Raw genomic sequence first — 17,730 nt, forward strand, 5'->3', positions numbered from 1 at the left:
TCAGAGATGTGTATAAGAGACAGGGAGTGATCCGTCCGCGGCCGACGTCGCGAGCGTTCGCCGCGAACTGCCGCACCTGTCGACCGCGACGACAGTGAGTCAGGTCGATCACGTCGTGTACGCTTTTACCAACGTGGGCGTGGTCGGGCGGGTATGCGACCGACACGGACGCGGCAGACGCACAACCGGGGGATGCAGCCGAGCCGTCGGGCCGTTCTCAGCGGACTCGCTACGGGCGGTCTGGGGGTTGCGTTCGGGGCGACCACTGCCGCGACACGGGAAGACGACGCGGACGAGGGGGACGAAACGGACGCAGCGGACGGCGTCAACGGCTACGACCTCGAAGACGCGCAACGAGACGGCTACTGGTACTTTCGGCACAACGTCGAGAGCGTGCTCCTGGGCGGGGCGGGCGTGCAGTTTCCGGATCGCAAGTACGCCGACGACCCCGACCACGAGTCGTTCGCGGAGGCGGTCGACGACCTCGACGCCGAACCGGACGACGAGGAGTTCCCCGTCGAGGGACTCACGTCGCTTACGATCGCGCCGTACGAGACGTCGAATCCGCAGTACGTGACCCGGCCGACGTTCTCTCCCAGACCCGTCCAGGCGACGCTCCGGTGGGACGGTGACGGAGCGACGACGCGGGAGATTACGCCGGCCGGCGCGGCCTGGTTCGTTCACGCGGCGTTTGAACTCGCCCGGGCGTTCGACGACCTCGGCGATCCGTCCACCGAGGTCGACGGCGTCGCGGAGGAGTACTCGGCGCTGTTCGAACTGGCCGGCTGGCGAGGCCTCGAGTACGCGTTCGGCGACGGCGGCGTCTTGCGCGACGAAGCTGACGAGGACGACGAGGGTGTCCTCGCGCTCGCGCGGTCGTACGATCCCGAGGCGGACGAGACGACGTTCGAGGACGAACGCGCGATCGACTACGCGGCGACGGTGTGGTGTCTGTCCACGGTCGCGGATCGAGCGGACGTACACCCTGCCGTCGAAACCGCGGGGATCGACGTCGAGGACGCGACGGACTTGGCCGATTCGACGGCCAGAGCGATCGTCGACGCGTACGACGCGGAAACGATCGCGGACGAAGGGGGAATCGCCAACGTGGGACTCGTCCTCTCCGTGCTCGGACGCTACGGGAGCGTCGGAACGGACGACGCGCTCCCGGACGTCGAACGCTTCGGGACCGATCTCGTCGCGTCCGTCGACGACGCGATCGACGACGACGGACGGATCGCTACCGGGGACGAGGAACACCAGGCGGCGGTTCAGGGTGCCGTCGGACAGGGGTTAGATCTGGCGAACGACGGCCTCGGACTCGGTCTCGACGACGACGGCGTCGACGACGTCCTCTCATCTCTCGTCGACGACTCATGGAGCGACGAGGACGGGACGTTCGACGACGAGCGGGCGAACGAGACGATCGCGACCACGGTCTGGGAGGCCGGCGATATCGTCGGCGGACTGAACGCCGCCCTCAGTCGTCTCGAGGGTGACGAGGTCCGCGACGTCACGGCCGCCTTCATGGATCGTACGGTTCACAACTCGGCCCTGCAACGCGCACAACTCGACGCGGCGGTCGCACCGGACGCTGCCTACTGGCTACCGAGCCCCGCGAACGCCGGCGGCTGGTTCGGGCAGGCGCCGGTGTTCAACGGTGCCGTCGAGTATCGACGAGACGCCGAACTCTGGCAGGTCGTCGATCGGGCGTTTCACGCGAGCGAGGCGCTGTACGCCGCTTGCCAGTTCGGCTGGCTCGCGGCGAACAGCGAGGGTGTGACGGCGCAGTAGTCGCGCGTTCGCCGACACGTCGACCGCTCTGTCTGCGCCACCTGACTCGCGTGGTCGGTCGTCGAAACGATGGTGCAGTGCCCTCTGGCTCTCCAGGGGCCCGCCGCCGGTCGAGACGCGACCCGAGGGGCTTCGATCGCTCGAGTCGATCGCCAAACGCCGGTCACCACCCGGCACGTGGTCGCCGCGACGCAACGCGTGGCCGGAATCGAGCGACGACGGAACCGTCTCGAATCGTACGAGTGTAGCAAAGCGGATTCAACGACATAAAATCCCTAAAACTAATCCTGAAACTATTCCTTCTCGGTTAAATAGACAACTTCGGACACTCTCACACCGTCAGATACGGGACGTATATAAGCTGTACTCCAGAATCTCGGCAGTTTCAAATGTGGTGACTTCGAAGGGGGCACAATGTCAACCGATGAGTTCTCGGACGCCATCCGGGAGTTCGAACACGACGGCGAGACGTATAAGATGGCCGACCTGACGGTCCTCGAGGAACAGGGTCTCTGCGACCTCGACAAGCTGCCGGTGAGCATCCGGATTCTGCTCGAGTCCGTCCTCCGAAACGCCGACGGCGACCAGATCGACGCCGATTCGATCCGCGCCGCGGCCTCCTGGGAGCCCGACGTGCCGGACGCGGAAGTTCCGTTTACGGTTTCGCGGGTCGTCCTGCAGGACCTGACCGGCGTTCCAGCAGTCGTCGACCTCGCGGCACTTCGCTCCGCGGCGGACCGCAAGGGCGTCGACCCGACGGTCGTCGAACCCGAAGTCCCCTGTGACCTCGTGATCGACCACAGCGTGCAGGTCGACCACTTCGGCACCGAGGACGCCTACGAGAAGAACGTCGAGATCGAGTACGAGCGAAACGAGGAGCGCTACCGCGCGATCAAGTGGGCCCAGCAGGCGTTCGACGAGTTCAACGTCGTCCCGCCGGGAACGGGCATCGTCCACCAGGTTAACCTCGAACATCTCGGCCGTGTCGTCCACGAGCGCGAAGTAGATGGTGAGCAGTGGCTCGTCCCCGATACGCTCGTCGGCACCGACAGCCACACCCCGATGATCGGCGGCATCGGTGTCGTCGGCTGGGGTGTCGGTGGTATCGAGGCTGAAGCAGCACTGCTCGGCCAGCCGATCAACATGAGCCTGCCCGAAGTCGTCGGCGTCCGCCTCGAGGGCGACCTGCCCGACGGGGCGACGGCGACGGACCTCGTGCTCCACATCACGGAGAAGCTTCGCGAGGTCGGCGTCGTCGACAAGTTCGTCGAGTTCTACGGCCCCGGCGTCTCCCAGCTCTCCGTGGCCGACCGCGCGACCATCTCGAACATGGCCCCCGAACAGGGTTCGACCATCAGCATGTTCCCCGTCGACGAGAAGACCCTCGAGTACCTCGAACTCACGGGTCGCGACGAAGAACACATCGAACTCATCCGCGAGTACCTCGAGGCCCAAGGCCTCTTCGGCGAGCAGAACCCCGAGTACACGACGGACGTCGAGTTCGACCTCAGCGACGTCGAACCCAGCCTCGCCGGTCACAAGAAGCCCCACCAGCGCATCCCGATGGGCGATCTGGACGAACACTTCCCGACCCTGCTCGAGGAGCAGGGCGTCATCGGCGCGGGCGGCGAGCCCGCAATCGGCGACGGCAGCGGCACGGCCGCGGCCGACGCGACCGACGCCGGACCGGGCCTCCCGCTCGACGAGAAGGTCCCCGTCGAACTCGAGGACGGCACCGAGGTCGAGATCGGCCACGGCGACGTCCTCGTCAGCGCGATCACGTCCTGTACGAACACCTCGAACCCGTCCGTGATGGTCGGCGCCGGGCTCCTCGCGCGTAACGCCGCCGAAGAAGGACTCGAGATCCCCGACTACGTCAAGACGAGTCTCGCACCCGGCAGCCGCGTCGTCACGGAGTACTTAGAGCGTGCGGACCTGCTCGACGATCTCGAGGAACTGGGTTACCACGTCGTCGGCTACGGCTGTACGACCTGTATCGGCAACTCCGGTCCCCTGCCGGAGCCGATCGAGAACGCCATCGACGAACACGACCTCTGGACGACGAGCGTCCTCTCGGGCAACCGCAACTTCGAGGCTCGTATCCACCCGAAGATCAAGGCGAACTACCTCGCCAGCCCGCCGCTGGTCGTCGCTTACGGCCTCGCCGGGAAGATGGACATCGACCTCGAGAACGAACCGCTCGGCACGAACGACGACGGCGAGGAGGTCTACCTCGAGGACATCTGGCCGGACACCGAGGAGATCCGCCAGACGATCCACGAGAGCATCTCCCCCGAGATGTTCGAGGAGAAGTACGCCAGCGTCTACGAGGGCGACGAGCGCTGGGAGGCTCTCGACGCCCCGACCGGCGACGTCTACGACTGGGACGACGAGTCCACCTACATCCGCGAGCCGCCGTTCTTCCAGGACTTCCCGCTCGAGAAGCCCGGCGTCGACAACGTCTCCGACGCCCGCGCGCTGCTCACCCTCGGCGACACGGTCACGACCGACCACATCAGCCCCGCCGGTCTGTTCGGCGAGGACCTGCCGGCCGGCCAGTGGCTCACCGAGCGCGGCGTTGCCCCCCACGAGTTCAACACCTACGGCTCCCGCCGTGGGAACCACGAAGTCATGATGCGCGGCACGTTCGCGAACGTCCGCATCAAAAACGAGTTGCTCGACGGCAAGGAAGGTGGCTACACCATCCACCACCCGACCGACGAGGAGACCACCGTCTTCGAAGCCTCCGAGCGCTACCGCGAGGACGACACGCCGCTGATCGTCATGGCCGGCGACGAACTCGGTACCGGCTCGAGTCGCGACTGGGCCGCGAAGGGAACCGACCTGCTCGGCATCCGCGCGACCATCGGTAAGAGCTACGAGCGCATCTACCGCGACAACCTCATCGGCATGGGCGTCCTGCCCCTGCAGTTCGCCGAGGGTGAGGGCTGGGAAGAGCTCGGCCTCGAGGGCGACGAGCACTTCGAGATTTCCGGCCTCGAGGACGGCCTCGAGCCCAAGGCCGAACTGGACGTCACGGCCGAGAAAGACGACGGCGAGACCGTCGAGTTCACCGTGACCGCACAGGTCGACACCCCGATGGCAGTCGAGTACGTCGAGAACGGCGGCGTGCTCCACCTCGTGCTGCGGCGCCTGCTACAGGAAGAAACGCAGTAGGCCAGCCGGTCGACGCTTCCGACCGATATTTTTCGAGTTGGTGTCTCCGTCGAGCCGTTCACGCTGAGCGACGGCGTTCGTCGCAGTTTCGTACCGGTCCGTTACGCTGAATTTCTACCGGGAGGGGCGCGTACTATATTATCTCTCCAAGCGTTTGTACGAGAGAGGAGCGACCATGAGTACACAATCCACACCCGAAGACGTCTACGGCGCGTCCGTCCTCGAGACGAACTGGCAACTGATCGCGATCGCGGGAGCGATCGTCGCGCTGCTCGGCGTGCTTGCAATCGCGTTCCCGCTCGCCACGGGGCTGTCGGTAACCGTCGCGCTCGGTGTGCTGCTCGTCGTCGGCGGAATCGTCCACGGGGTGACCGCCGTCTCGACCCGCGGCTGGGGCGGGACGATCTGGCAACTCGCACTCGCGGCCGTCGCCGTAATCGCCGGCGTCGCGTTGCTGTCCAACCCCGTCGTTGGCCTCGCGTCGCTCACGCTGCTCGCCATCGGCTACCTGCTCGCAGACGGCGTCATGGAACTCGCCGCGAGCACGCGCATGGAAGGGCGAGGCGAGCGAGCCGCCGTCGCAGTCAGCGGCGTGCTCTCGCTCGTGATCGCCGGGCTTCTCTGGGCCGGCTTCCCCGCCGATGCGACGTGGGCTATCGGGCTACTCGTCGGTGTGAGCCTCCTCGTGACCGGCGTCTCGATGCTGACCGTCTCGATGTCGGGGCGCAAAACCAAGCGAAGCCTCGAGGCGGGGATGGCCGACTCACGGAAGGCCTGACCCCGGGCGTACCGTTCGCGGACCTCGCGTTTTTACGATCGACGAACCTACGGACAGGCATGACCACGCCCACCGAGCGCAATCGGCTCGAGGAAGAGGAGAGTCCGTATCTGCGCCAGCACGCGGACAACCCCGTCAACTGGCAGCCGTGGGACGAACAGGCCCTCGAGACGGCCCGGGAACACGACGTGCCGATTTTCCTCTCGATCGGCTACTCGGCGTGTCACTGGTGTCACGTCATGGAGGAGGAGAGCTTCGCCGACGAGGCGGTCGCCGACGTCCTGAACGAGCACTTCGTCCCGATCAAGGTCGACCGCGAGGAGCGCCCCGACGTCGATAGCATCTACATGACCGTCTGCCAGCTCGTCTCCGGCCGGGGCGGCTGGCCGCTGTCGGCCTGGCTCACGCCGGAGGGCAAGCCCTTCTTCGTCGGGACCTACTTCCCGAAGGAGGAAAAACGCGGCCAGCCCGGATTTCTCGACCTCTGTCGGCGGATCAGCGACTCCTGGTCGAGCCCCGAAGACCGTCCGGAGATGGAAAACCGCGCCGAGCAGTGGACCGACGCCGCGAAGGATCGCCTCGAGGAGACGCCCGACTCCGTCGCCGGCGCGGAGCCCCCGACCAGCGAGGTTCTGACGGCCGCGGCCGACGCGGCGGTTCGCAGCGCCGACCACCAGCACGGCGGCTTCGGCTCCGGCGGGCCGAAGTTCCCCCAGCCCTCCCGGCTCAGGGTGCTCGCCCGCGCGTACGATCGTACGGGAGAGGGTGAGTACCGCGCGGTCCTCGAGGAATCGCTCGACGCGATGGCCGCGGGCGGGCTCTACGACCACGTCGGCGGCGGCTTCCACCGGTACTGCGTCGACGCCGACTGGACGGTGCCCCACTTCGAGAAGATGCTCTACGACAACGCCGAGATCCCGCGGGCGTTCCTCGCCGGCTACCAGCTGACCGGCGACGAGCGCTACGCCGAGGTCGTCGCGGAGACCCTCGAGTTCGTGGACCGCGAGCTCACGCACGAGGGGGGCGGCTTCTTCAGCACGCTCGACGCCCAGAGCGAGGACCCCGAGACGGGCGAGCGCGAGGAGGGCGCGTTCTTCGTCTGGACGCCCGACGAGATCCGCGATATTCTCGACGACGAAACCACCGCGGAGCTCTTCTGCGAGCGCTACGACGTCACCGAGTCGGGCAACTTCGAAGGGCAGAATCAACCAAACCGCGTGCGCTCGATCGACTCGCTGGCCGAGGCGTACGACCTCGCCGAAGACGAACTCCGGGAGCGACTCGAGGACGCCCGCGAGCAGGTCTTCGAGGCCCGCGAGGAACGGCCGCGCCCGAACCGCGACGAGAAGGTGCTGGCGAGCTGGAACGGTCTCATGATCGCGACCTGCGCGGAGGCCGCGCTCGTCCTCGGCGAGGACGCGTACGCCGAGATGGGCGTCGACGCCCTCGAGTTCGTTCGAGACCGGCTCTGGGACGCCGACGAAGGGAGACTCCGCCGTCGGTACAAGGACGGGGACGTCGCCATTCAGGGCTATCTCGAGGACTACGCCTTCCTCGCTCGCGGCGCGCTCGGGTGTTACGAGGCGACCGGCGACGTCGACCACCTCGCGTTCGCGCTGGAACTCGCCCGATCGATCGAGGCCGAGTTCTGGGACGCCGACGCCGGCACGCTCTACTTCACCCCCGAGAGCGGCGAGTCGCTCGTCACGCGGCCACAGGAACTCGACGACCAGTCGACGCCCTCGGCGACCGGGGTCGCCGTCGAGACGCTGCTCGCGCTGGACGGATTCGCGGATGACGACCTCGAGTCGATCGCGGTCGGCGTTCTCCGGACCCACGCGAACGAGATTCAGACCAACGCGCTCCAGCACGCCTCGCTCTGTCTCGCCGCCGACCGCCTCGAGGCGGGGGCGCTCGAGATCACCGTCGCGGCCGACGAACTCCCCGACGAGTGGCGCGACCGCGTCGCCGACGCGTACCGCCCCGACCGATTGATCGCGCGTCGACCGCCGACCGAGGACGGCCTCGAGGAGTGGCTCGAGGCGCTGAATCTCGCCGAGCCACCGGCGATCTGGGCCGGCCGCGAAGCCCGGGACGGCGAGCCGACGCTGTACGTCTGCCGAAACCGGACGTGTTCGCCGCCGACGCACGACGTCGAGGACGCACTCGAGTGGCTAGGCGAGAACGCATCGGAAGCGGTCTCGGATCTCGGCGACCGATCGCCTGACGGACCGGAGAGTCCGTTTTGATGAACGCGACGGACGTTCTACAGGCGACGCAGGCCGAGTGCCCCGCGGCGTGACCCCGAGGTAATTCACGGGCCGTCCAGTTCGCGGTCGGTTACCGGCGACGACGCGTGCGAGCGCCGGAACGACTCTGGTTCGCTCAATTCTATCCACCGCACGAGCGTATTTCCGGACGTTCGTTCGTCTCTCGCACCGCTGTGGTAACAAATGTCACTGTTTTGCCGGTCGAGATAGTAGCGGTTTTGTATGTTCACGAATTTTCACCGGTAACGGCACTCGGAGAGCCAACTTACGACTGCTATGAAAGGCGAATACGATCTGATTATCGTCGGCGGCGGCATCAGTGGGGCATCGTTACTCTATACGGTCGCGAACTACACGGACGTCGAGTCCATCGCGCTCGTCGAGAAAGAAGACGAGATCGCCGCGATCAACTCCCATCACACGAACAACTCGCAGACGCTTCACTTCGGTGATATCGAGACCAACTACACCCTCGAGAAGGCCGAGACGGTCAAGCGGGGGGCCGAAATGGTCGCGGGCTACCTCGAGGCGAACGATCCTGACCGGGAGATCCACAGCAAGCGCAGCAAGATGGTGCTCGCGGTCGGCGACGACGAGGTCGCGGAACTCGAACACCGCTACCACGAGGCGGGCTTTGGCGACCTCTTCCCGAAACTCGAGGCGATCGGACGCGACGAGATCGCGGAGATCGAGCCGATGGTCGTCGAGGGTCGAGACCCGAGCAAGGAGATGCTGGCGTTGCAGACGCCCGACGGCTACACGGTCGACTACGGGGAGGTCGCACAGTCGTTCGTCGACGAGGTTCGCGACCTCGACCGCGTCGACGTCTACACGGGTACGGCCGTCGAATCGATCAACGAGACCGAAGACGAGTTCCTGGTCGAGACGGAGGCGGGCTGGTTCTCCGCGGAGACGACCGTCGTCGCCGCCGGCTCTCACAGCCTCCAGATCGCCAAGACGATGGGCTACGGCGAGCACAAGTCGCTGCTGCCGGTCGCCGGGAGCTTCTTCGAGGCGAACGAGGGCCTGTTGAACGGCAAGGTCTACACCCTCCAGATGAAGAAGCTGCCCTTCGCCGCGGTCCACGGCGACGCGGAGGTCCACGACGGTAACCTCACGCGATTCGGCCCGACCGCCAAGGTCGTCCCGGCCCTCGAGCGCGGCCGCCTCTCGACGGTGCCCGACTTCTTCGACGTCTTCGGTCTGAACCCCGATTCGTTCCTGAGCTACGGAAACATCCTCGCCGACCGCATTCTGCTTCCCTACGTCCTCAAGAACCTCGTCTACGACGTACCCGCCGTCGGCAAGCGAGCCTTCCTCCCGCACGTCCAGAAGGTCGTTCCGACCGTCGAACTCGAGGACATCGAACGAGCCAAGGGCTACGGCGGCGTCCGACCGCAGATCGTCGACACGAAAAACCGCTCGCTCGACATGGGCGAGGCCAAGATCACCGGCGACAACATCATCTTCAACGTCACGCCCTCGCCCGGCGCCTCGACCTGCCTGCAAAACGCCCTGCGCGACACCCAGCAGGTCCTCGAGTTCCTCGAGGGCGACTACGAGTTCGACGAAGCGGGATTCGAGGCGGCGACGATCGAGAACTTCCCGCGCGAAGACGACGGCGAAGTCGATCCGGAACCCGTGCCGGCGGACGACGACTGATCGGCTCGCGGGCTCGAACCTATAGTAGTCAGTGAAACGAGTTACACACCGATCGCAACGCCGTCCTGCGATCGGGTGTGCATTGACTTTCACTGACTACTATAGTACCCTCCCAAGCGTCGACTGATGGGGCGAATCGGACCACACCGCATGATTCGCCCCATCAGTTCAGGCTTGGGAAGCCACTAGNCTATAGTACCCTCCCAAGCGTCGACTGATGGGGCGAATCGGACCACACCGCATGATTCGCCCCATCAGTTCAGGCTTGGGAAGCCACTAGTCGGTTTTCATCACGAAATCGATTGGTAGAAGCCGTCCCGGTCGGTTACCGCTCCGCTCTGGTTTTCGAAAGCGATCGTGACGGTGGCGTTCAGCACAGGTGGAAAACTGTGCGATCACCGCGAGCGACCGAAGGGAGCGAGCGGGCCGACGACCGACCCGCAGGGGAGGGAGGAGTGCTTTTCATCGAAGTTTTGCCGAGGGCGCGACTCCGTCGCGCCCGCAGCGCAAAAGTTCGGTCTGCATTTGTAGTGGCCGAAGAGGACATCCGGCAACTCTATTGACAATTGCTAGCCACCGTCGAAAACCGTGACTTCCTGCCGACGGCCGCTACAGCTCCGCCTCGAGCTGCTCGGCCAGCCAGACGGCCGGCGGCAGGTCCTCGGACTCGACGAACCGCGTCACTTCGTTCCCGCCGTCGTCCTCGACGACGACCGTCGGAATGTACTCGATACCGTACTCGTCGACGCCGGGACCCTGCTTGTCCTCGTCGACGGCGATCTCCTCGATGCGTTCGTCGGGGACGTCGGCCGCCTCGAGGGCGGCGCCGAGATCCGGCAGGAGCTTCCGGCAGTCCTTACACCAGTCGCCGCCCCAGATCTTGTACACCAGGTCGTCGTTGTGCGCTTCGAGCGTGTCGACCGCGTCCTCGTAGGAGGCCGCGTCCCACGTCGGATTCGGCTGCATGGTCTCGAGACTCATACCGGCCGGTAGCGCGTCCGCGGGCTTAACGACGGCGCTTCCGACGGCGGCCGCTCGCCGAAGCAACTTTTACACTAAGCGTAAAAGCTATATCTATGGTATTCGACCCCATGATCGACGGCGGACACGAGCAGGTATCGTACTTTTCGGATACCGAGACGGGGTTACGGGCGATCGTGGCCGTTCACGACACGACGCTTGGGCCGGGGCTGGGCGGGACGCGAATCCTCGATTACGACACAGAAGAGCGGGCCCTCGAGGACGTTTTGCGTCTCTCGAAGGCGATGACATATAAAGCGGCCGCGGCGGATCTGGATCTCGGGGGCGGAAAGGCGGTCATCGTCGGCGATCCGGACGAGATCACGGACGAGGCGCTGTTCGAGGCCTACGGCCGCGCGGTCGACTGCCTCGCCGGCCGCTACATCACGTCGGTCGACGTCAACTCCGGCGTCGACGACATGGACGTCGTCGCTCGGACGACGGATCACGTCGTCGGGACGAGCGACGGCCTGGGCGATCCGTCGCCGATCACGGCCCACGGCGTCTTTCACGGGATTCGTGCCTGCCTCGAGGCCGTCTACGGCACCGAGACGGTGGCCGACCGCGAGATCGTCGTCCAGGGGCTGGGGAAGGTCGGTCGGACGCTCGCGGCGGATCTCGCGGCTCGGGGCGCAGACGTGGCCGTCAGCGACGTCGACGAGGCCGCGGTTGCGGCGTTCGCGGACGAGCACGACGCCGAGACGGTCCCGCCCGAGGCGGTCTACGACCGTGACTGCGACGTCTTCGCCCCCTGTGCGGTCGGCGGCGTCGTCAACGACGAGACGGTCGACCGGCTCGAGTGCGATATCGTCGCCGGCGCGGCGAACAACGTCCTCGCGGAGCGTCGCCACGCGACGGCGCTGCGCGAGCGAGGCATCCTCTACGCGCCCGGCTACGTGATCAACGCCGGCGGCCTGATCACGGTCGCCGCGGAGCACTTCGGGGGCGCTCGAGAGGACGCCTACGAAGACGCCGCCGCCATCGGCGACCGCTTACTCGGGTTGATCGAGCGGGCCGACGAACGGGGAACGACGGTGCTCGAGGCGGCCGACGCGTACGCCGAGGAGCGACTCGAGGGCGCCGAATCGACGACGCTCGCGCAGCCGTGATCGAACACCGCGGGCGTACCGACGGCCGGCCGCCGCGTCAGACACACCGGCACGTCCTGCCCGCGTCCAGTAGGGGTTTATGCCTCGACTCCCAACTCGGGTGTAATGAAAGGCAGCATCCTGGACACCATCGGCTCGCCGCTCGTCCAGGTCGATTCGCCGGAGGGAGCGACCGTCGCCGCGAAGGTCGAATCCTTCAACCCCGGCGGATCGGCGAAGGACCGGCCAGCCCTGCAGATGATTCGGGCGGCCGAGCGCGAGGGCGCGATCGAACCCGGCGATTCGCTCGTCGAACCGACCAGCGGAAACACCGGCATCGGGCTCGCGCTGGTCTGTGCGGCCCGAGACTACGATCTGACGATCGTCATGCCCGCCGACAAGTCCGAGGAACGCCAGCAGATCATGGCCGCCTACGGCGCCGACCTCGAGCTCGTCGAGGGCAACATGGAGACGGCCCGCGAGCGCGCCGACGAACTCGAGGCGGAAGGCGCGATCCAGCTCGGCCAGTTCGAGAATCCCGCGAATCCGGAAGCCCATTACAAGACCACCGGCGAGGAGATCGTCGAGCAGGTCGGCGACCGCGAGATCGACGCCTTCGTCGCCGGCGTCGGCACCGGCGGCACGATCTCCGGGACCGCCCGTCGGCTCCGCGAGGAGTTCCCCGAGATGGACGTCATCGCGGTCGAACCGGAGCGAAACGCCGTCCTCTCGACCGGCGAGGCCGGCGACGACGACTTTCAGGGAATGGGTCCCGGCTTCGTCAGCGACAACCTCGACCGCGACCTGATCGACCGCGTCGAAACCGTCCGACTCGAGGACGCCGAAGACGAGTGTCGACGCCTCGCCCGCGAGGAGGGCGTCCTCGTCGGCCAGTCGAGCGGCGCGACGAGTCTGGTCTCCCAGCGAATCGCCGACGAAATCGCCGATCCGGACCTCGAGTGCCCCGACCCCCCGAGCGGAGTCGCCGACGACGCGGCCACGCCCGAGGCCGACGGCGGCGACGGACGGGTCGACGACTGCCCGCTCGTCGTGACGGTCTTCTGGGACAGCGGCGAGCGGTACATGTCGACTGGGCTGTTCGACTGACGACCGACGCGAGCGAAGCGAAAATCGTTCTTTCACCTTGGCAAATCCCTTTTAGGTTACCGCGTCTCTGCCCGGATGATGACGAAGCGATCCCGACGAACGGTCCTGTGCGGTAGCGCTGGCCTGTTAGCCCTCTCCGCCGGCTGTCTCAGTGACGCCGGCCTCTCCGACGACGGCAACGGCGACGAGAACGATCCCGGCGCCGGCGGAAACGGCGACGAGAACGACGATCCGGAGGAGAGTACGGGCAAGACGTCCATCGACGACGTCGCGTTCGGCTTCACCGCCGGCCCCGGCGCCGCCCCATCCGGAACGCTCTTCGCCAGCGACGGCGTCGCGACGAGCTGGCTCGAGGCACACGGTCTCGAGGATGATCAGCTCACCGAGTTCGTCGCCGAAACCGACTTCGAGAACGCCGCCGTCGTCGCCCTCGAGGCCGACGCGCCGACACCCTGTCACGAACTCGCACTCGAGACGACCGACCTCGAGGGAGCGGACGAGGACGCCGCCCTCGAGATCACCGCCGAAGTGCGAGCGGACGATGCTGACGACGCGATGGGCTGTGCCCAGGTCGAGAGCGTCGTCGGTCGTCTGGTTCGCGCGCCGATCGACGCCGACGCGACCGTGTCAGTGACGATCACGGACCGCGACGGCGACGAACGCGCGTTCGAAATCGACGGCGCAGCGGACGGTTCGTTCGACGTCACCGAGACGATCGACGCCGCTCAGTTCGAGTACGGAACGGTCCCGACCGAGCCCGACGGCGCCCTCCTGTCCGCGGCCGACCGCACGCTCGAGTGGCTCGGCGATCGAGACCTCGACGACGAGTACGCCGACTTCGTCGACGCGACCGACTTCGAAAGCGCCGACGTCGTCGCCCTCGAGGCCGACGCGCCGACGCGCTGTTACGAGCTGGTCCTCGAAGCTGCCTCGCTCGACGGACGCGGCGCGCTCGACCTCGAGGCGGCGGTCAGCGACGAGTCGACCGAGGACGAACTGTGCGGCGAAGCCGAACAAACCGTCGGTCTCCTCGTTCGCACGCCGGTCGCGAGTGACTCCGTCTCGGCGACGCTCACCGACCGCGACGGCGACGACCACTCGATCGAGCTGTCGGCCGACGACGCGACGGACGCCTGACCCCGGCGCCGTCGCTCGCTCGCCGTCCGCCCACCCTGCACAATCGACCCGTCCACGCGACCTATAGCAGCCACTGAACGTTACTGCACACCTGATCGCAGTACAGCGTTGCGATCTGTGTGTACATCGTTTCAGCGGCTACTATACCGCGTGCGGAACCGCGACGCTCCTGTCCTGCGTTTTCGCCGCCCGTTTCAGGCGCTCCCCACTCCGTTTCGGTCCAAAACTGACTCGAGCGCCGGTACGGAGTTCCGGCCGACGGTACAGCCGCCCGCTACGGAAGGCGACCGTACAGGATCGAGGTCAGGACAGGGTCGGAGTCGGGTCTAGAACAGGGACAGGAACAGAATCAGATCAGGGCGTGTGCTCGGCTTCCGTCAGCCGGACGACGAGCGTCTCCTCGACGTCCCGCAGGTCGTACGTCGGGAGTTCGCCGCCGGTGCGTCTGACGTACAGCGGTTCGACGAGGCGCCACGACGGCCCCGACGCGCCGGCGGCCGCCGACTCGCTCGAGTTGGCGTCGCTGGCCGAATCGGTTCCCGTCTCGTCCGTCGGCACCGTCCCGTCGGAGTCTCCGGCGTCGTTCGTAGCGGCCGTCGCGTCCGGTTTCGCATCGCTCGAGTCCCCGGCTTCGCCGTCGACTCGCTCGAGGCCGTAGATCTTGCAGAACTCGTCGGTCTCTGCGGGTTCGACGTTGCCGTTTCGAAGGTCGGTCGCGAGCGACCGCGAGAGCCACTCCTCGTCGCTGACGCTCGGTTCCTGAACGAGCGCCTCGTCGACGAAGCGAGTGAGATACCAGTTCAGGTCGTTCAGCAGCGAGACGGCGGCGCCGACGCTGACCGTGCGGAGCGCGATCGAATTCTCGAAGGGACGGCGCAGGTCGTACGTCGCCAGAGCCTCGCGGGAGGTCTCCCGGGAGAGGAGTTCGTACTGGAGGACGGTGTCGGGGTTCCCGACGAGACAGACGCGCGTCACTGGTCCACCTTCGGTGCGTCGCCGTAATGTGGGTTTCGCTCCCACGTTCGAGCGACCGATACAGCCGAACGGAACCGCACATACGAGAGCGGGTCTCGGACAGAAGGCGGGGTCTCGGACAGAAGGCGGGGTCTCGGACAGAAGGCGAGTGGAACCGCTCGCGACGATGGGCGTGCTAGCGCTTACTCGCACTGTGCGAATCGTTCTATTTCGCTCGTATCGAGGTTACTCACCGGGACGTCCTGGCCGATCGTGAACTCCGACGACGTCCCGCAGTCGTAACACTCGATGACGATCTCAGTTCCGTGCGCGAGGATTCCGACGCCGCTGTCACCCGTACAGTCCGGACAGGTGAGCCACGCCTGAAACTGATGGTCGATTTCGTCCATTAGCAGTTCCCATTATCTCGATCAGGACCGGAATAAGCGGGCGTTGACTCGTAAAACCGTTTTTGTAGGCAGTGGCGTCATTCAAAATCATTGATAGATGATAGCAACACCCGGCGGAGAACCTTCTCGTTTCCTCTCCGGATTCGATCCGAGAGAGCCTGACGGGTAATCTCGAGTTCGGTCGCCAGTTCGTCGAGGTCCGCTTCGCTCGGCGTTTCGAAGTAGCCGCGCTGAAGCGCCAGAACGAGCGCCTCTCGCTGTTCGTCCGAGAGGCCGAACCGATGGCCCCGTTCGGACTCTTCGGTGAGCGTGTACGTCCGTTCGACGTGGACGGTGATGTCGTGCTCGGTCAAGTAGTTGTAGAGTTGGGTGAGCTTCTCGTGGTCGCTGAATCGCAGTCGGAACACCCAGTTCCCGTTCGCCTGTCCCTCGAGGACCGTCGCTTCGGTTGCCGCGAGGCCGGCCATGAGGTCGTCGTCGTGGTCGGCCCACTTGATTCGATAGAGACCGCTCTCCCCGATTCTATCGATGGCGAACAGTTCCTCGACGAACGGGCTCTCGCGAACGGTCGCTTCAAACGACTGGAGGTCGTCGCCCGTCGCCCAGACGAACGGCATGACGTCGGTTTCCGTCGGGACGATGCGCTCGAGTTCGAGGACGACGCCGGGCGTCCCGGAGAGTGCCTGCCCGAGGACGAACTCGTCGGGTTCGATCGAGAATTCCAGAATAACGCTCATACGACGTTCAGTCGCGCCAGCACCGTAGCCGTTGTCGTTCGGTGGCGAGACTCGGAGGCTCGACCGACGACCTACGGATCGACCAGTTCCGCGTTTCGCGCCGCCTCCTCGGCCCGCTCGAACAGATCGTCGGGCTCGGCCTCGAGCAGCGGCTCGAGACGGGCGTTGGTCTCGACGCGGTCGGGCGCGACGCGGTTGCAGCCGGCGTTGATCGTCGAGTCGGTGTAGGTGTCGATCTCGCGGGCTTTTGCGACGATATCCTGTTTGTCCCAGGTGAGTAGCGGACGGTGGATCGGCAAGCGGGTGGCGCGGCTGGTGACGCCGAGGTTGCGGACGGTCTGGCTCGATTTCTGGCCGACGGCCTCGCCGGTGACGATTCCGTTGGCGTCGACGCGCTCGGCCAGCGTCTCGGCGGCCCGGTAGAAAAAGCGACGCAGCGAGAGCATCCGCCCCTCCTCCATCTCGCTGACGAGCAAATCGACCGTCTCGCCGCCGGGGATTCTGTACACCTGCAGGTCGAAGTTCGGCGCGTACCGCGAGAGCTTCCGTACGGTCTCCATCGCGCGCGCCTCGTGGTCGATCCCGCCGTAGGCCCCGAGGTCGACGTACGCCGGCACGATGGGGGCGCCGCGTTTCATCATCTCGTAGGCCGCAACCGGCGAGTCGATGCCGCCGCTGACCAGCGCGATCACCGGTTCCTGCGCGCCGAGGGGCAGGCCGCCGGGACCGGACAGTTTCTCGAGGTAGAGGAACGCGCTGTCTTCGCGAATCTCGACGCCGAACGTGATATCGGGGTCGTCGAGGTCGACTTCGGGTTCGAACTCGTCCTCGACGGCCTCCCAGATGGCGGTGCCGCCTTCGCGGGCCAGGTCGTCGCTGTCGTAGGGAAGGTTCTTGTCGGCCCGCCGCGCGTCGACGGCGAACGCGCCGCCCGTATAGCGTTCGCGGGCGATTTCCGCGAGCGCGTCGACGATCTGTTCTTTCTCGGTGCTGACGGTCAGACACGGACTCGCGGAGACGACGCCGAAGGCGTCGCTCGCGGCCGCGGTGGCGTCGGCGACGGCGTCCTCGGTCGTGTGAATCAGCGGCCGGTTCCACCGCTGTTCGACGTCGCCGGGGATGTCACGGTCCGCGAGGAGGGCCTCGAGATTCTCGACGAGGATCCCCTCCATGTACCGCTTGACGGTGTTGCTCTTGGTGTTGACGTCCCCGTGACGGACGAGGACGGTATCGGCTCCCGGAGGGTGCATGACGGGGACTAGATCAGCGCGGCTATAAGGGGATTGCGAGGGCGCCCTCGAGCGGGCGGCGTGTGCTCAGCGTTCGGGTCTCGGTTTCAGTCTGAGCCCGATCGGACCGATTCGCTGATCGTCGGGCTTACGCGACCGGTGTGAACGTAGATGCCGACGACGAGGACGGCGCCGGCGACCATCGGGACGACCGCGCTGGCGCCGTAGACGAACTCGAATCCGACCGCGTCGGCTTCGACCAGCGGCAGGGAGAGCAACGGACCGAGACCCCCGCCGATATCGCCGAAGACGTTGTTCGTCCCCATCGCCCGGCCGACGCGCTCTTCCGGCGTGAGATCTGCGAGCA

General features: G+C 66.2%; 13 protein-coding genes and 1 pseudogene. 8 read left to right on the top strand and 6 right to left on the bottom strand.

Going from position 1 to position 17,730, the window contains the following annotated elements:
- Positions 1-153 precede the first annotated feature (153 nt).
- From C493_RS00965 to C493_RS00985, 5 genes are all read left to right on the top strand, one after another.
- The gene (locus C493_RS00965; protein WP_152421071.1) at positions 154-1,794 is read left to right on the top strand and encodes a hypothetical protein; all 1,641 of its coding nucleotides are present in this window, start codon (positions 154-156) and stop codon (positions 1,792-1,794) included.
- 414 nt (positions 1,795-2,208) lie between these two features.
- Positions 2,209-4,971, top strand: coding sequence for an aconitate hydratase AcnA (gene acnA / locus C493_RS00970; protein WP_007257515.1), 2,763 nt, complete (start codon positions 2,209-2,211; stop codon positions 4,969-4,971).
- Positions 4,972-5,146: 175 nt separating this feature from the next.
- Complete coding sequence (locus C493_RS00975; RefSeq protein WP_007257516.1) at positions 5,147-5,749, top strand: HdeD family acid-resistance protein; 603 nt, start codon at positions 5,147-5,149, stop codon at positions 5,747-5,749.
- Between the two features lie 59 nt (positions 5,750-5,808).
- Entirely contained in the window at positions 5,809-7,998 is a 2,190-nt protein-coding gene (locus C493_RS00980; protein ID WP_007257517.1) for a thioredoxin domain-containing protein, read from the top strand.
- A gap of 297 nt (positions 7,999-8,295) precedes the next feature.
- A complete protein-coding gene (locus C493_RS00985; RefSeq protein ID WP_007257518.1) occupies positions 8,296-9,681 on the top strand; it encodes an FAD-dependent oxidoreductase in 1,386 nt (461 codons plus the stop codon).
- A gap of 609 nt (positions 9,682-10,290) precedes the next feature.
- Here the strand turns inward: C493_RS00985 and C493_RS00990 are convergent.
- Positions 10,291-10,662, bottom strand: coding sequence for a TlpA family protein disulfide reductase (locus tag C493_RS00990; protein WP_049889059.1), 372 nt, complete (start codon positions 10,660-10,662; stop codon positions 10,291-10,293).
- A 95-nt stretch (positions 10,663-10,757) separates the two neighbouring features.
- Between C493_RS00990 and C493_RS00995 the strand changes: the two genes are divergently transcribed.
- The 3 genes from C493_RS00995 to C493_RS01005 all read left to right on the top strand — a co-directional run bounded on the left by C493_RS00995 (position 10,758) and on the right by C493_RS01005 (position 14,033).
- Entirely contained in the window at positions 10,758-11,810 is a 1,053-nt protein-coding gene (locus C493_RS00995; protein WP_049889060.1) for a Leu/Phe/Val dehydrogenase, read from the top strand.
- Between the two features lie 105 nt (positions 11,811-11,915).
- Positions 11,916-12,896 (top strand): PLP-dependent cysteine synthase family protein, encoded by a 981-nt coding sequence (locus tag C493_RS01000; protein ID WP_007257521.1) that lies wholly within the window; start codon positions 11,916-11,918, stop codon positions 12,894-12,896.
- Positions 12,897-12,974: 78 nt separating this feature from the next.
- Positions 12,975-14,033: a hypothetical protein gene (locus C493_RS01005; protein ID WP_152421072.1), complete on the top strand. Its 1,059-nt coding sequence runs from the start codon at positions 12,975-12,977 to the stop codon at positions 14,031-14,033.
- 354 nt (positions 14,034-14,387) lie between these two features.
- Here the strand turns inward: C493_RS01005 and C493_RS01010 are convergent, their stop codons facing one another.
- The 5 genes and pseudogenes from C493_RS01010 to C493_RS01030 form a co-directional block, all read right to left on the bottom strand.
- A complete protein-coding gene (locus C493_RS01010) occupies positions 14,388-15,008 on the bottom strand; it encodes a DUF5804 family protein (RefSeq protein WP_007257523.1) in 621 nt (206 codons plus the stop codon).
- Positions 15,009-15,190: 182 nt separating this feature from the next.
- Complete coding sequence (locus C493_RS01015; RefSeq protein ID WP_007257524.1) at positions 15,191-15,397, bottom strand: hypothetical protein; 207 nt, start codon at positions 15,395-15,397, stop codon at positions 15,191-15,193.
- A gap of 77 nt (positions 15,398-15,474) precedes the next feature.
- A complete protein-coding gene (locus tag C493_RS01020; protein ID WP_007257525.1) occupies positions 15,475-16,134 on the bottom strand; it encodes a helix-turn-helix domain-containing protein in 660 nt (219 codons plus the stop codon).
- 71 nt (positions 16,135-16,205) lie between these two features.
- Entirely contained in the window at positions 16,206-17,384 is a 1,179-nt protein-coding gene (locus C493_RS01025; RefSeq protein ID WP_007257526.1) for a tRNA sulfurtransferase, read from the bottom strand.
- 86 nt (positions 17,385-17,470) lie between these two features.
- Positions 17,471-17,730, bottom strand: a pseudogene (locus C493_RS01030) (MFS transporter); the annotation flags it as partial.

This window comes from Natronolimnohabitans innermongolicus JCM 12255 (assembly GCF_000337215.1).
Lineage (GTDB): Archaea > Halobacteriota > Halobacteria > Halobacteriales > Natrialbaceae > Natronolimnohabitans > Natronolimnohabitans innermongolicus.

Bases quoted from the DNA above. Each gene is read 5' to 3' on its own strand.
- C493_RS00965 (WP_152421071.1), top strand. From the start codon at position 154: ATGCGACCGACACGGACGCGGCAGACGCACAACCGGGGGATGCAGCCG.
- acnA (WP_007257515.1), top strand. From the start codon at position 2,209: ATGTCAACCGATGAGTTCTCGGACGCCATCCGGGAGTTCGAACACGAC.
- C493_RS00975 (WP_007257516.1), top strand. From the start codon at position 5,147: ATGAGTACACAATCCACACCCGAAGACGTCTACGGCGCGTCCGTCCTC.
- C493_RS00980 (WP_007257517.1), top strand. From the start codon at position 5,809: ATGACCACGCCCACCGAGCGCAATCGGCTCGAGGAAGAGGAGAGTCCG.
- C493_RS00985 (WP_007257518.1), top strand. From the start codon at position 8,296: ATGAAAGGCGAATACGATCTGATTATCGTCGGCGGCGGCATCAGTGGG.
- C493_RS00990 (WP_049889059.1), bottom strand. From the start codon at position 10,662: ATGAGTCTCGAGACCATGCAGCCGAATCCGACGTGGGACGCGGCCTCC.
- C493_RS00995 (WP_049889060.1), top strand. From the start codon at position 10,758: ATGGTATTCGACCCCATGATCGACGGCGGACACGAGCAGGTATCGTAC.
- C493_RS01000 (WP_007257521.1), top strand. From the start codon at position 11,916: ATGAAAGGCAGCATCCTGGACACCATCGGCTCGCCGCTCGTCCAGGTC.
- C493_RS01005 (WP_152421072.1), top strand. From the start codon at position 12,975: ATGACGAAGCGATCCCGACGAACGGTCCTGTGCGGTAGCGCTGGCCTG.
- C493_RS01015 (WP_007257524.1), bottom strand. From the start codon at position 15,397: ATGGACGAAATCGACCATCAGTTTCAGGCGTGGCTCACCTGTCCGGAC.
- C493_RS01020 (WP_007257525.1), bottom strand. From the start codon at position 16,134: ATGAGCGTTATTCTGGAATTCTCGATCGAACCCGACGAGTTCGTCCTC.
- C493_RS01025 (WP_007257526.1), bottom strand. From the start codon at position 17,384: ATGCACCCTCCGGGAGCCGATACCGTCCTCGTCCGTCACGGGGACGTC.